We start from the raw sequence: 14,228 nt of genomic DNA, 5'->3' as shown, positions 1-14,228 counted from the left end.
GATCACTTTAACTAAAACTTAATTTGCGTATGTTCGATGTTATTTGTTCTAGTTAATACAGTAATGTGAAAAGTATCTATGATTTTGAAGGCTATCTATACCTGTTTCTTTGTGTTTGTGTCGATTATATCGTCAACACTGCAAGCTCACGAGATTAAATTTAACGAGTGTAGTATCAAGCTAACTAATGAATATGAATGGGCACCAGCCAGTAATAGTGAGTTATTAAGTGATTTAACATACACTCGTTTAACAAATACAAATTTTTCAATCGTAAATGTAAGTAGTGAATCGCATAACTATGATAATGATGATACAGAGCTTATAGATAGTTTTGAGAACCAATTAGCACTTTTTAGTGTTTACTTTGTAGCTAACCCAAATGGTCGTTCGGGTTACAATATAGCGGAGATCGTCCAGCACTCAAAAGTGATAGCCATGTATGGTGTTACTGCTGAAGATATTCACTTTATGTTGGCTAATTGCTTTGAACCTATCGCAATCGAAAGATTTAGCGAGGCCGTTCATCATTCTGTGTTACGCCAGTCGAGCTTATAAATGGATGTAGTCGTCTAAACGCTTAGGCAATGCACAACTCTTACTTATGTATGATGTTACTTGTAGTTCGGGCTGTGTACGCCTTGTTAAGCTAGCTTTAATAACTCGTTTCATAACCAGTCTACCCACATATTTTCTTTGGTCTCTGTTGACGCTTTGACTAAAATCGGCGCTTATTTTTGTTCTTCTCTTATTTGAGTCAATCATGTTACTAAGCGTGTTATACATCATTGGGATCACCGCCGAGGCGATGACAGGTGCCTTGAGTGCTGGGCGTCGTAAAATGGATTGGTTTGGGGTCATGTTAGTGGCGAGCGCAGCCGCCATTGGTGGTGGCACGGTGCGCGATATTGTACTTGGACATTACCCGCTAACCTGGATTGAGAATCCGCAATTTTTGGGTATTACTTGCCTGGCTGGTGTGCTTACCACAGGGCTGGCTAAATGGGTGATCAAGCTTAAAGGCTTGTTTATTCGACTCGATGCACTTGGGTTAGTTGCGTTTAGCATTATCGGTACTAAAGTTGCGCTAGATATGGGGCTGCATCCAAGTATTTGTATGGTATCAGCATTGCTAACTGGTGTGTTTGGTGGCTTGCTGCGAGACCTGATTTGCAGACAAACGCCACTGGTTTTACACCAAGAGCTGTATGCGTCTGTCGCGCTAGTTGCCTCAGCTTTATATCTACTCTTATTAGAATTCGCCATTGATGGTGTGACCGCGACCGTGGTTACTCTAATTGTTGGCTACTTGATGCGTATGGCGGCAGTCAGGTTTAAGTGGCGCTTACCTTCGTTTAACTTAGAGCATGAAGGCTCACTGCACTGAGCTTAGGTGCACTAAACTTAGGTGCAATGCGCTAACGATAGCCTCAATTTGTTGCTGACCTTGTTTGGCTGTTACGTCTAAGTTTGTCGTTGATTGGTGAGCGAAATCATCTGCTTGCGAAATTGTCATTTACAATGTCAGGCTTAGCAGAAATAATAATGACACATTCACATATTCGACAGAGTTAAATTATGTCCGCCAGCAATAAAGCCGCTATCCTGACCAAAGCCGAGCAAATGTGCCGTGAAAATGGTGCCAAGCTTACGGTGAAAAGGAAGAATGTACTTAGCGTGCTTTTGGATGCCAATAAGCCGCTTTCGGCTTATGAAATTGTCGACTTATATCGTGACACCTACAAAGAAACGCTGGCGCCAATGTCGGTGTATCGCATGCTTGACGTATTAAGCGAGCAGTCGCTGGTACACAAGTTGTCCTCAGAAAATAAGTACCTCGCTTGTGCCCACATCACTTGTGATCATGAGCATCAAGTTCCTCAGTTTCTAATCTGTAAATCCTGCGGCAAGGTTGCCGAAATTGGTATTCAAGCTAGCGTGATTGATGCGCTAAATGCCAGTATTGAGCAAGCTGAGTTTCAATTGGTAAACACCCAAATTGAGCTGCAATGTCTTTGTAAGGATTGTGCTTAGGTTAAGTCATTACATCCATTAGAGTGTGTTCTAGACTCATGGCGTCAAAGTGTGAATATGCGTTATGGTGACACTTCACACCATTGGACTAACTTTAGGCCGCCAGCCCTTGATACATAGAGGTTAATTATAGCTGCGGTAGTTATTGAGTCGTCCTAGAAACACCATTTTTACAAGCTTGTGCTAAACCCTCTATTACTGCATCCTTTCCTTATTTATAACATGTTGAATTTGTCTCTCTAGCCAGGAAACCACTGGAGACTTAGTGTGTTTGGCGTGAAAGTAAGAGCAGACCGTTAGGTTAGTCTCTTTTCCATCGATAAGTGGCACTAAGGCTTTTATATTTGGAAAGCGATGGAGGGAAATAAATCTGAGTGAGCCATGAAGAGCTCAGTATGTTCAATAACATCAACAACGGCCATAACAAATTCTGACCGGAAGCCAACTTTTGGATCAAGCCCTTGTTGCTTCATTATTTCTGCTACTAACACGCGATTGTCATTCCACCTTGGGGTGACAATCGATGCGATCGGGTAAGGCTCTAGCTGCTGAGGAGTGACGTTAGGGCCAGTAAGTGGGTGTCCGCTTCTAACAAATACCCGAGATTTTAAATCAACAACTTGTCGAGACTTTACCCCTGAAATCAGATCGTGCTGCATACTGATACCAATTAATACGTCGCCGTTGCGAATATCTAGCAAGGTTTCTCTATTCCATCCAACAAGCTCAACAGTTGCATGTGGAGCAATATCTCTAAGGTGTTGAAACAAAGCGCCAGATAGAGACGTTAGAACAATAGGAGCAACAGCTATTTTCAGCCCCCTGTATATTGACTAGGCTCAAATGTATTTTTCTCGTTCAGTATTGTTGCCAAACCGTCCAAATGCGGCGCAATATCCTGAGCTAATTGGTCGGCGAAAGGGGTGGAAGATAACCCCTGAGGTACTTTGACAAACAGGTCGTCTTGAAAGTGAAATCTTAACTTTTGTAATGCTTGACTGATTGCAGGCTGAGATACATTTAGACGCTCTGTCGCCTTACGCATATTTAATTCCTGGCTTAAAACCAAAAATGTTCTAAGTAAATTCAAATCTAGAGAACTAAACCGATCCTTCTGCATAAACCCTCAAAATTGCAATTTAACTCATTTAGATAATATGAATTGTGCCTAAAAACAGGATGTTAAGCTGTGACACCTTTATGGCTCATAAGTGACAATTATTACAGCTATTAGATCTTCTGATTAGCTCAACATATCGAAAAACCACACAATACCTGAATCGCATGGAGCACTTACCTAGCAGGAAATCATCTATGAGTTAAGGTCTAATAAATATGAAAAACTATATCACAGTGCTGATTGTCGGCTCCATGATATCTCCAGTTGTATTTGGTGAGGGTTTCAAGCCCAAACAAAGGGTCGGTTTAGGTTATAGCAGTACCAGTACATCAGAATGGTTGACTAAGTCTGATAAATGGGGAGATGGTATTAGACTGGAATACGGCTATGAACTAAATGAAATATTTGGAATTAACCTTTCCTACTCAAAAAACAGCGATACGATTTTCAGCAATGACTACACTACCGATATCGATGGCTACAACATTAAGTTAGATTCAGATATTGGCTACAAATTTTATGTAAATGGTGTTGCACTCAAGCCTTATGGAAGTATTGGGGTAGCTAGGCAATCTGAAACAATCTCCTCGAACAATACCGATTATAGTTTCAATGAGATGGGTTTTGTCGCAGGTGCCGGACTAAGGGTCGATATCAACGAGCATTTATACTCGGATTTTCGTTTTGACCTGTCTCACTATAACAACAATGACTACGATACGATTTCATGGACAGTAGGGTATCAATTCTAGCTGTTTAAGTTGATCGTGTTAATAAAGTGCACTCATAGCCTCATGTTCTTCTATGGGGCTACTTCAAAAAACCACTTGAGAAATGATATGTTGTATCATAGTATGGTTTTGTTGGTTGTATCGACACTGTGTATGCAAGGCATGGTAAAGGGTAGCAACTTGCCCTAACAAGATGTTTTCTTTTATCGCCTTGCCTGCCGGTGTTTTGCTGCAGTTGTTTGTCTATTTTATGTGTTAGCGCCCTGCTAGTCGTGAGTAGACGCTAAACTGCAGTGCTGTTGTTTCAAATTAAACAAAAACTCCCTAATTTTTGTAGCTCGGACCTTGTTCGAGCTTTTTTTCGTCTTTTATATCTCTTATTTAGTGCTCTGGTGTCGCTCTATATGCCTTGTGGCAGGGTGTCGTATCGGTTTTATGTCGCTTTCTTTCCCGTAATTTTTAGACGTTGATTAAATTACATCCAAATTAATGCTTGCCAATTTAGAATTACAGTTGTAATTTAAACCTAAGGATTACATTTGTAATCATTTGTTTTGTTATCCCTAGTGCTGGTTTTGTCAGTCAAGCGCTGCGCCCCCGATAAAGAAGCGCCGCGCTCTGAAAAAAGTACCGTCCTCTGAGTAAGGAAAGGCCGCATTAGTAAATCGCCCCAACCATTGATTGGGCTTTAGGAGTCATCTTGTGAGTATCGACATTAGTAACAGTGAATTATTGGTATTGCAGCAGTTGTGGCAAAGTGCGCCGCAAACTTCCGGTGAGCTGGCGAACACCTTAGAAGCGCAGCACCAGATGCACGAAAAAACCGTTAAGACTTTGCTTAATCGTTTGGTAAAGAAGCAAGCCATTAGCTTTGACAAGCAAGGCCGAACCTACTTATACAGCCCGTTACTGGTTGAGCAGGATTACACCGCCAATGCATCTAAGTCATTTGTCGAGCGTATGTTCTCAGGCAAGTTGTCGCCGCTCGTTGCAGGTTTTGCCAAGCGCAATGAGTTATCAGCCGAAGATGTGACTGAGCTGCAGGCGCTCATTGATGACTGGCACAAGGAGCAAAAGTCATGATGGCGGCCTTGGACACCTGGCTCGCATCTGCTGTTGAGCTAATGTTGATCGTGACCATAGTGTGCTGTGCAATCTTGCTAATGCACAGCAAGTTACTTAAACGTCTTGGCGCGCATTACACCTACTTGTTATGGCTTATTGTGCCTTTGTTGTTTGCGGTTGAATTGGCTCAGCTATTGATGCCACAGCTTTACGCTTCGATATTGCCAGATACCTTAGCTGAGCCAATGCAGCGTTTTACCGTTGTTGCTAGTAACGGTTTAACTTCGCAGTTAGGCTCTCTTGAGCCACTGGTTTGGGTGTTAACCTGCATTTATGTCGTGGGTGTTGCTTGGCAAGTGAGCAAATTGGTTTACCAGCAAGGCAAACAAAGTGCTTTATTACAGCGGGCTACTGATTCGACTGCTAATTCAGCTACTAGTGCTGCCATTATTGACACAACGGCTGTCCATTCGATGCTGGCTAATGCAAACAACGCAATTACAGTGTTGGTCAGTGAGCAGGTTACTACTCCCATGCTCATGGGGCAGGTAAAGCCAGTCATAGTATTACCGACATCTTTTTATCAGTTAAGTAAAGCGCAACAACAAGCTGTGCTTGAGCATGAGTTATTTCACTTTAAACGCAAAGATCCGCTGTGCAATGGTCTCGCCTATTTGCTCGCGAGTTTGCTTTGGTTTAACCCGATTACTTGGATGGCATATAAACGCTTTCGTGACGATCAAGAGCTATCTTGTGATGCACAAGTAACCGCCGATATGTCAGCCGAGTCCAAGATTGCGTATAGCCGCGCGCTACTCGCATATTCACAACATGCGCCAATGAGCATGTTACAAACTCACTATGGAGACAAAACCATCTTAAAAGAGAGGATCTTACAGATGAAACAACAACATGGAAAACGCACCGGAATGTTACTTGGCTTAACGGCAGTGCTAGGTTTATCTGCGATGCTAATTAATCCGACTGTGGTAGCAGGTGGCGATAATAAGTCGCATGTCGCTGGGCCAAAAGCAGGCAGTGTGTACCCGAAAATGCGCATTGAGCCTAAGTATCCAGCTCAAGCTGCAAAAGAGGGGATCAACGGCTTTGTACAAATGTCGTTTGATATTACCCCTGCTGGTATGGTGACCAACGTGGCAGTCATTAAGTCATCATCGCAAGGTATGTTTGATGCATCAGCTGTGGAAGCGCTGCGGCAATGGCAATATGAAACCTCAGCTAAAGGGCAAAAGGGCGCGCAAGTGCAAATTGACTTTGTCATGCATCAACCAGATGCCTCTGTAGAGCGTATTGAGGTATATCAAGCGCACTAGTTCAAATTGAGCTAATTGCAATTGATACACTAGGTTTAGCCTGATCAACTAAGCCTGTTACCGATTTATTTAATCTGTTTAATACTGATATTAAGCTGCTAAATGCAAAAACGCTGGCTAATACAAAAGTGCTGCAAGTGCATTTTAGCTGTTGCGAACCCAACCAATACTCAATAGATAGCGATTGCCTTTAATGACTTTGGAAACTTGATGCTCGCATATATCTGGGCGAAATAACTTGATGCGTTTGCTGTTATAAATGGGATTAGCGCAAATAAACTCACCGCCGACTTCGGCTTGCTTGAGCACAATGTTCAACCGGTAATGTTTACCTGTTTTTACCTTGTCTGTGTGCGGAGGCACTTCACTGCCTTGAGGGAATTTAAGCAAGTAGGTGTCAAACTTAACCGGCCACAGTGCGCCGCATAGCAGCATTTTGTCGTAACCGGTTTTTTGTCTGCCGCGCTGCCAACGAAACAGCTTGTTGAACATTGATGCAGACGTTTTCATCACAACAGCTTTTTCTGAAAAGGTATTAGCAGCCGGTGTAATCTTCGGTAATGGTAAAGGTATCGGCTTGTCCGCCCGTACCCGTAGGCTCAATATAACGAACATAGCAGCTTTCAGCTTCACCAAATAGTACGTTATAACCAACACTATAGGTTGAAGAGCCTTGGATTACATTAACATCACCAGCGTCACAGCTACTAGCTAAGCAAAAATCTAATTCAGAATCGATTTGCATCAATTCATTCATCCCCACTCCACCATTTTCACCATAGGACTCTGGATAGCCAAGTTTCATCTCAACTAGCTGATCATTCATCATCACCTGACTGCGGTCATCCTTTTCAGTACCTTCAATTGATGAGCGCGCATAAGCGAATGTTGCTGTGCTATTCATCGCCGCTTTTACGCCTTCAAGGGCTGAGATTTTGGCATCGCGACTGAGGTTAATGAACTTAGGTGCGGCTACCACTGCAAGAATACCTAAGATGATAATCACCACCACTAATTCAATGAGTGTAAAGCCTGTGTGTTTGTGAGAAAGCGCCGTGCGAGCCATAGATAAGTCCTTGTACTAATACCAATTGGTAGAAATCGCGAATGCCGATGCAATGGAGCAATACTTTACAGCCAAGAGGCTCATCTCGCTAGGTCAAAGGCAAAATTTTATTCTCTAACTGAAATTATTATCTCGGTCTTACATGTGAAACTATTTTGTTAAATTTATTCTTTATTACCATTGCGCTGTATACCTTGCTTTTACTGAATTTAAACATTTGTGTAACGTTAACGAAATTTTAACGTCACGTTTGCGCAGTCTTTTTGTCATTTTTGATCTCTATGTTTGTCGCCCAGAAAACGAATTCTTGTATGTACCCTTACTTTTATTCCGTCCTCGGAGATGACAATGGAACTGAAAAATCTGTTTAAATTAGGCGCTGTTGCTATGGCCCTTTCTGCAACAATCGGTCTATCTGGTTGTGGTGGTGACATCAACATTAATACTGGTAACGAGACTGTTGACCCAACACCGACGCCTACTCCTGACCCAGACAAATCAGACCAAGAGAAAGCCTACGAAGGCTTCGCAACTAAAAGCACTACATTCGTAAGTGTTGACGGTAAAGAAGTTTGGGAATTAAAAGGCACGTTAGCGCCTTCTTCAGCAGCTTCAACTATCGGCAGCGCCGGTGGTCAAGACGGCAACAAAATCGTACTTGGTAACGATGTTGTTTGGATGCTAGATGGTGCGGTTATCGCTGGTGGCGACAATGCCGATTCAGTTGAGTTGGAAATCCAACCAGGCACTAAAGTACTTGGCGGTAGCGACTCTTATCTAGTGGTTAGCCGTGGTTCGCAAATCATGGCAGAAGGTACTAAAGATGAGCCAATCGTATTCACCTCATCTGTAACTGCGCTTGGTCAAGAAGGTGAAGCGGGTCAATGGGGGGGTTAGTATTACTTGGTAATGCACCAGTAAACACTTGCCCAGACTTAAGTGCTTGTGACGCAGCGTTTGAAGTCGGTAGCCACAACTATGGCGGTAACGACGAAACTGACAGCTCAGGTTCACTTAAATTCGTTCGCGTTGAGTTTGGTGGTTTCAAAATCAACGATACCCAAGAAATGAACGGTATCAGCTTTGCAGGTGTGGGTAGTGGCACTGAAGTTGAATACATCCAGGTACACGAAAACAACGACGATGGCGTTGAATTCTGGGGTGGTAACGTTTCTATCTCTCACGTTGTGCTAACTAACAACTTTGACGATTCATTAGACTGGACCAACGGCTGGCAAGGTAGTGCGCAGCACGTTTATATCCGCCAAGCTGACAATGGTTCAAACCGTGGTATCGAAGCCGACAGCAACAGTGACGCTCAAGCGACACCTATGTCTAACCCAACGCTAGCTAACTTCACTATTCAAGTTGCTAATGGTGAAAACAGTGGTGGTGACGATGCTGAAGGTATCCTTTTCCGCAAAGGTACTGCCGTAAACGCATACAACCTATTGGTTAAAGGCGACGTTGACTCTGGCGAATGTTTAGAAGTGAACGACGACAACACAGTAAACAACGCTAACAGCGACATGCTAGTGGTTGAAAATAGCTTAATTGACTGTGTTGAGCCATTTAAAGATGCCAAGCCTGATGCTGAAGAAGGCCGCACATTAGCACTAGATGTTGAAGCATGGTTCAAAGGTCAAGACGGTAACCTTGAAGGTGCATCTGACCTAAATGGTTACATGCCAAACAGCTCTTCGGTCGCGTTAACTGGTGGTAAAGCAGATTTAGCCAACATGGACGACCGTTTAGATGATGCCCAGTACATTGGTGCATTTGACGGTACTAACGACTGGACAATGGGCTGGACAACTGACATCCACGGTGAAAGCACAGTTCCTGTTGCGCTACCTACTCTGACTTCTTGCCCTGTGGGTACCACGTCTGAGCCAGTAGTAGCCGGTCTTTATAAAGACTCTTCAGTGACTTTAGTTTGTTCATTGCAAGGTAATGTTCTAAGCAACACCACACTGCTTGCTGGTCAAAACGTGATGTACAAGCTAGATGGCGGCGCTGTGGTAGTCGGTGGCGACAACACTACTCCAGCAACACTAGGTATCCAAGCTGGTGTGAACATCTTCTCTACTTCAGACAGCTACATTGCCGTCAGCCGTGGCTCGAAAATCATGGCGCAAGGTACTAAAGAACACCCAATTGTGATGACCTCAGAAGAAGATGTACTAGCAGGTGCAACGGGTGAGCGTGGTCAGTGGGGCGGTTTAGTTATCCTAGGTAACGGCCTAACTAACAAGTGCCCAGATAAAGATGCGTGTGACGTCGCATTTGAAGTGGGTAGCCATAACTACGGCGGTAACGACAACACTGAAAGCAGCGGTCAAATCAGCCATGTTGTGGTTAAGTACGCAGGCTTCAAAGTTAACGACACTCAAGAAATGAACGGTATCTCGTTTGCAGCTGTGGGTAGCGGAACGCAAGTTGACCACATTCAAGTTCACGCTAACGGCGACGACGGCGTTGAGTTCTGGGCGGTGCAGTCAACATCAAGTACGTTTACCTAACTGAAAACTTCGATGACTCACTCGACTGGACTAACGGTTGGACGGGTAAAGCACAGTTTGTTCACATCACTCATGAAGATGGCGCTGCAAACCGTGGTATCGAAGGTGACAGTCATAAGAGCGCGGGTGACACTCCAACCTCTATGCCAATGATTGCTAACTTCACTATCGAGCCAGGTGTTGATATTGAAAACGCTAGCGGTGACAAAGGTGAGGGTATCCTACTGCGCGTTGCGACTGCAGCTAAGTTATACAACGTGCTAGTACACGGTCGTAAAGGCGCAACTGGCGAGACTGAGTCAGGTGAATGTTTAGAGCTAGACGGCACCTACTCTGGCCTAGTTGACAATGTTAACGACGGTTCACTGTCTATCATGAACTCAATCATCGACTGTAACGAGCCATTCAAGTATAGCAATGCTTCAGACCCAGCTAACAACCTAACGGTTGACGTTGAAACTTGGTTCCTAGGTCAAGATGGTAACTCGACTGCTGAGGTTATGCTAACTAACGGTATGCCTGCAGCTACTGACACTGTACTTCTTGGCAATGGTAAAGACCTAAGCACTGAAGATAGCTTCTTCGAAGCAACTGACTACATCGGTGCATTCGACGGTACAACTGACTGGCGTGAAGGCTGGACCTACGCTCCTGCACAGTAATCGTGTCGCCCAAAGCTTGCAATATTAGCTTTGGGCAACTCGCGAACTTATTCAAGTTTATAGCTGCTTTTAAGCAACCCACTTCCCATAAGGCTTAAAAGCAGCTACCTCAAACCTTACACAGGATTGTAAAAGCAATGAAAACCAAGCCGAGCTTTACTGCTAACAAGCTACACCTTGCCGTGATTTCGGCAATTTCGGCAGCGACTATCTTTACCGCGCAGCCCGTTTTTGCAAATGAAGATGTCGATCCAGGTGAAGATTTCCCTATTGAAGACATCGAAGTCATTAAAATCACCGGGCGTCTGCGTACATCAGCATCGGCCGCAACTGAAGAGCGCCGTGAGCAAATAAACGTTGCTGACATTATGGGCTCTGAACAAATTTCTCGTACCGGTGACAGTGACGCAGCCGCAGCGCTACGTCGTGTTACAGGTCTAACCCTTAAAGATGGCAAATTCATCTATGTACGTGGTTTAGGCGAGCGTTATTCTTCGACTTCTTTAAATGGCGCTAAAGTGCCGTCGCCAGACCCAACCCGTAACGTAGTGCCATTAGACATGTTCCCTGCGTCAATCATTGAGTCGCTAGCTGTGCAAAAATCTGCATCGGCTTCTAAGCCAGCAGCATTTGGTGGCGGACATGTCGATATTCGCACAAAAGCGATTCCAGCTGACTTTTTCTTTAACGCTTCTATTAGCGGTCGTTATAACACCAATGATTCTAACGATACTTACACCTATAACGGTGGCGGTGACGACTGGATGGGTAAGGATGACGGCACTCGCGCCATGCCAAACAGCATTGGTAACACTGTTAGCCAGTTTGGCGGTATTAGCCCGGTTGATATAGTCACAGGCTCAGGCGGCGCAATTGATTTTGCCACAGCGCAAAAGATGAACCGCGATCTAGCTCTTGAAATGAATCGCGATATGGCGATCAAAACTGAAGATACAACCCCAGGATACAGCGGTAATATCGCCATTGGTGATCGCTGGGATATCACTGAAGATGTGATTTTCGGCGCGCTTTCAGCTGTGTCGTATAAAAGACAAAGCGACAACTACACCAAGACCGATATTGAGCTAGACGGTGATGCTAACTCAATGCAGGTTGAAAACGCCAAAGACATTGTTGGCACTGACTCTATCGTGCAAATGTCGGGCATGCTTAACCTAGGTTTAGAGCTAGGTTACGACCATAAAATCAAAACTTACACCACTTACCTTCGCGATACTTCTGATGATGTATCGGTAGCAATTGAAGAAACCATCGACACCATTGGTGAGCCAAATGCGCTGCAAGTTTATAGCATCGACTATGAAGAACGCACGCTTATCAGCAACCAAATCGAAGGTCAGCACTTCTTCGAATTCTTATGGGATTCAGAGTTTAACTGGATGTTCTCCGATGCTCGATCAGAGCGTTATGCGCCTAACGAGTTAAGCTACACCTACAACGTCGTGCTTGATGATAGCAACCAACAATTATCACGTGCGTTGAATACTCAAGATGCGCCTAAATATGTTTATAGCCGCCTTGAAGATGACAGCACTAACTACAAGTGGGACTACACACTGCCAGTTGAGTTCGACAGCGCAATCGTTAAGTTCACCGCAGGTTATGAGTACTATGAGCGCACCCGTGAAAGCAATGCTACACGTTTAGCTTTTGACGTTGGCTTAAGCCCGACCGATCCAAATGGCGCAATTTTATCAGAAGATTTCGACAAGATTTTCTCGGATAAAAACATCGATGACGACACCTTAGACATCGAGCTAAAAGATGCCTCAACTGATACTGAAGACTATGTCGCTGCAGAGAAAAACGATGCAGCATTCCTCATGATTGATGCTGACTTTGATGACGTATGGCGTGTGTATGCTGGCGTACGTTATGAAGATTTCCGCCGTACCACTTTACCTATCACACCAGAAGGTGAGATTTCAGATGAAGGCGGTCGTTACGAGTTAACCGACTATGTGATTGCTGAAGATGATTGGTTCCCGTCGATGACAGTGACTTGGAAGCAAACCGACACTACTCAGTGGCGCTTTGGTGCCAGTAAAACCATCGTTCGCCCTGACTTACGTGAAGTATCTCCAGTACGTTTCCAGGACCCAGTTACCGGCTTTGACTTCTTTGGTAACCCAGAGCTTGAAAGCTCGGCTATCAATAACTTTGATGCCCGTTGGGAATACTACTCTGACGAAGGGAACAACTTCTCTATCGGTGCCTTCTATAAAGACGTTGCCGCGCCAATTGAGCCGATTCAACGAATTTCAGAAGCGGGTCGTCAGCTTAAGTTCTACAACGCTGAGTCGGGTTTTGTTTACGGTATGGAAACAGAATTCCTGCAAAAGCTCGATTTCATCGGTGGCGAAGACAGCTTTTGGAATGAGTTCTTTATCGTAGGTAACTTAACCCTAGGTGACTCAGAAATTGAAATTAAGCCTAATGGTGAGATTGACCCGACTAATGAAACACGCCGCATGACTGGCCACTCAAAGTGGGTAGCAAACTTTCAGCTAAGTTATGACGCAGATAACGAAATGCACGCGGCAACCTTGGTATATAACGTATTCGGCGAGCGCATTGCTTACGGTGGTCGCGGTGGTCTAGACGATGTGTATGAAAAGCCATTCCACAGCCTAGACTTCACTTACAGCTTCTTCCCAACTGAAAGCGTATCGCTCAAGTTTAAAGCGAAGAACCTGCTAAATGCGAAAACGGAATACGATCAGCAAGATACGCTGGTTTACGCCAAAGACCCAGGTCAAGAGTTCTCGCTGCAGTTTAGCTACAAGTACTAGTTCGCTCTTTAGCTTTAGCGCTAGTAATAGCGCTCTAGTATGAGTGTGAGTAGTTAAACGCTAAATAGGTGTTGTTGATTGTCATTGCCTAAGCTCCAAAACTAAGCGTGCACGGTCAACAACACCGCCTAATTCGGTGGTAGCGGAATGGAAAAATTGAACAGTTTTAGCTGTATTTAGACACCTCTGTTTTTAGCCGTTATCACAAACCTAATATGGGTTTTGGGCAATCGTTCCTCATCATTTCAGTTGCCCAAAGCCTATATGGCCACTTACCTTGAACAAGTAAGTGGCCACTTTCTTTTTGTCTCGATTTAAAACTAGCCATCTCGAGCTTAGGTTATCTAGCTTGCTCTATCAGCTGTTGCCACTGTGGATATTTGTCAAAGCTTTGCTGTAAATCGCCCCAAGGTGACAGTGATTGCTTCATTTGCGCATCACTTTTATCAAGCCCTTGGCTAAGTTGGTATAGATAATAAAAGGCACTGGCACGATAGTTGGCGGCGCAGTGTACTAGCACTGACTTGCCTTGATACTTATCCATTAGCTTAGAAAACTGCTTAACATCTGATTGCAAAGGGTGTTGCCAATCAACCTCAATGTTCTCGTAAACCATACCGGCATCGACTACCAAACTAGCTTCTTGTTTTAAGTAGTTTGGGTTGTTCTTGGGGATCAGGTTTATCACCACTTCGACTCCCGCCGCTTTAAGCTTGGCAAACTGATCTTTAGTCGGCAGCCCGGAAGTGATCACTTGCTGATTATTCACTTTAAGGGCTTTTACTGGGGGAGTTTATCTGGGTTTATGTTTGCAAAGGCTAAGCTAGAGTGCAGTGTTAATAGGGCGGCAGTTGCTGCGATGTACTTACCTAGTTGCATTT

At 44.3% G+C, this 14,228-nt stretch carries 15 protein-coding genes; 10 read left to right on the top strand and 5 right to left on the bottom strand.

Annotated elements, in window-relative coordinates; translation table 11 throughout:
- Positions 1–78 precede the first annotated feature (78 nt).
- From EXU30_RS08125 to EXU30_RS08115, 3 genes are all read left to right on the top strand, one after another.
- Positions 79–558: a hypothetical protein gene (locus tag EXU30_RS08125; RefSeq protein WP_130599003.1), complete on the top strand. Its 480-nt coding sequence runs from the start codon at positions 79–81 to the stop codon at positions 556–558.
- 205 nt (positions 559–763) lie between these two features.
- On the top strand, positions 764–1,387 hold the full coding sequence (locus EXU30_RS08120; RefSeq protein WP_130599001.1) for a trimeric intracellular cation channel family protein: 624 nt from the start codon (positions 764–766) through the stop codon (positions 1,385–1,387).
- Positions 1,388–1,578: 191 nt separating this feature from the next.
- Complete coding sequence (locus tag EXU30_RS08115; protein ID WP_130598999.1) at positions 1,579–2,034, top strand: Fur family transcriptional regulator; 456 nt, start codon at positions 1,579–1,581, stop codon at positions 2,032–2,034.
- Between the two features lie 338 nt (positions 2,035–2,372).
- Here EXU30_RS08115 and EXU30_RS20375 read toward each other — a convergent pair whose 3' ends face one another.
- Together EXU30_RS20375 and EXU30_RS20370 are read right to left on the bottom strand one after the other, a co-directional pair.
- On the bottom strand, positions 2,373–2,804 hold the full coding sequence (locus tag EXU30_RS20375) for a LysR substrate-binding domain-containing protein (RefSeq protein ID WP_242620359.1): 432 nt from the start codon (positions 2,802–2,804) through the stop codon (positions 2,373–2,375).
- Between the two features lie 44 nt (positions 2,805–2,848).
- Positions 2,849–3,079 carry a LysR family transcriptional regulator gene (locus EXU30_RS20370; RefSeq protein WP_242620358.1) on the bottom strand — a complete coding sequence of 77 codons (231 nt, stop codon included), beginning with the start codon at positions 3,077–3,079 and terminating at the stop codon, positions 2,849–2,851.
- 290 nt (positions 3,080–3,369) lie between these two features.
- Here EXU30_RS20370 and EXU30_RS08105 point away from each other — a divergent pair, with 290 nt between their 5' ends.
- From EXU30_RS08105 to EXU30_RS08095, 3 genes are all read left to right on the top strand, one after another.
- Positions 3,370–3,906 carry a porin family protein gene (locus tag EXU30_RS08105; RefSeq protein ID WP_130598997.1) on the top strand — a complete coding sequence of 179 codons (537 nt, stop codon included), beginning with the start codon at positions 3,370–3,372 and terminating at the stop codon, positions 3,904–3,906.
- A 681-nt stretch (positions 3,907–4,587) separates the two neighbouring features.
- The gene (locus tag EXU30_RS08100) at positions 4,588–4,968 is read left to right on the top strand and encodes a BlaI/MecI/CopY family transcriptional regulator (RefSeq protein ID WP_423213365.1); all 381 of its coding nucleotides are present in this window, start codon (positions 4,588–4,590) and stop codon (positions 4,966–4,968) included.
- A complete protein-coding gene (locus tag EXU30_RS08095; RefSeq protein WP_130598995.1) occupies positions 4,965–6,284 on the top strand; it encodes a M56 family metallopeptidase in 1,320 nt (439 codons plus the stop codon). The genes EXU30_RS08100 and EXU30_RS08095 overlap by 4 nt, the downstream gene beginning before the upstream one ends.
- Before the next feature lie 144 nt (positions 6,285–6,428).
- Here the strand turns inward: EXU30_RS08095 and EXU30_RS08090 are convergent, their stop codons facing one another.
- Positions 6,429–6,794 (bottom strand): 2OG-Fe(II) oxygenase family protein, encoded by a 366-nt coding sequence (locus EXU30_RS08090; RefSeq protein ID WP_423213364.1) that lies wholly within the window; start codon positions 6,792–6,794, stop codon positions 6,429–6,431.
- Between the two features lie 25 nt (positions 6,795–6,819).
- Positions 6,820–7,350: a type II secretion system protein gene (locus EXU30_RS20770; RefSeq protein ID WP_130598993.1), complete on the bottom strand. Its 531-nt coding sequence runs from the start codon at positions 7,348–7,350 to the stop codon at positions 6,820–6,822.
- Positions 7,351–7,698: 348 nt separating this feature from the next.
- On the opposite strand from EXU30_RS20770, the gene EXU30_RS20550 reads away from it, so the two are divergent.
- The 4 genes from EXU30_RS20550 to EXU30_RS08075 all read left to right on the top strand — a co-directional run bounded on the left by EXU30_RS20550 (position 7,699) and on the right by EXU30_RS08075 (position 13,347).
- Complete coding sequence (locus tag EXU30_RS20550; protein WP_242620357.1) at positions 7,699–8,247, top strand: hypothetical protein; 549 nt, start codon at positions 7,699–7,701, stop codon at positions 8,245–8,247.
- Positions 8,235–9,872: a hypothetical protein gene (locus EXU30_RS20545; RefSeq protein WP_242620356.1), complete on the top strand. Its 1,638-nt coding sequence runs from the start codon at positions 8,235–8,237 to the stop codon at positions 9,870–9,872. The genes EXU30_RS20550 and EXU30_RS20545 overlap by 13 nt, the downstream gene beginning before the upstream one ends.
- A 143-nt stretch (positions 9,873–10,015) precedes the next feature.
- Positions 10,016–10,534 carry a hypothetical protein gene (locus EXU30_RS20540; protein WP_242620355.1) on the top strand — a complete coding sequence of 173 codons (519 nt, stop codon included), beginning with the start codon at positions 10,016–10,018 and terminating at the stop codon, positions 10,532–10,534.
- 137 nt (positions 10,535–10,671) lie between these two features.
- Positions 10,672–13,347 (top strand): TonB-dependent receptor domain-containing protein, encoded by a 2,676-nt coding sequence (locus EXU30_RS08075; RefSeq protein ID WP_130598991.1) that lies wholly within the window; start codon positions 10,672–10,674, stop codon positions 13,345–13,347.
- 340 nt (positions 13,348–13,687) lie between these two features.
- On the opposite strand, the gene EXU30_RS08070 is transcribed toward EXU30_RS08075, so the two are convergent.
- Positions 13,688–14,116 (bottom strand): protein tyrosine phosphatase family protein, encoded by a 429-nt coding sequence (locus EXU30_RS08070; protein ID WP_242620354.1) that lies wholly within the window; start codon positions 14,114–14,116, stop codon positions 13,688–13,690.
- Positions 14,117–14,228 lie beyond the last annotated feature (112 nt).

The organism is Shewanella maritima, assembly GCF_004295345.1.
Taxonomy (GTDB): Bacteria; Pseudomonadota; Gammaproteobacteria; order Enterobacterales; family Shewanellaceae; genus Shewanella; species Shewanella maritima.
This window is presented reverse-complemented; position numbering and strand designations above follow the sequence as displayed.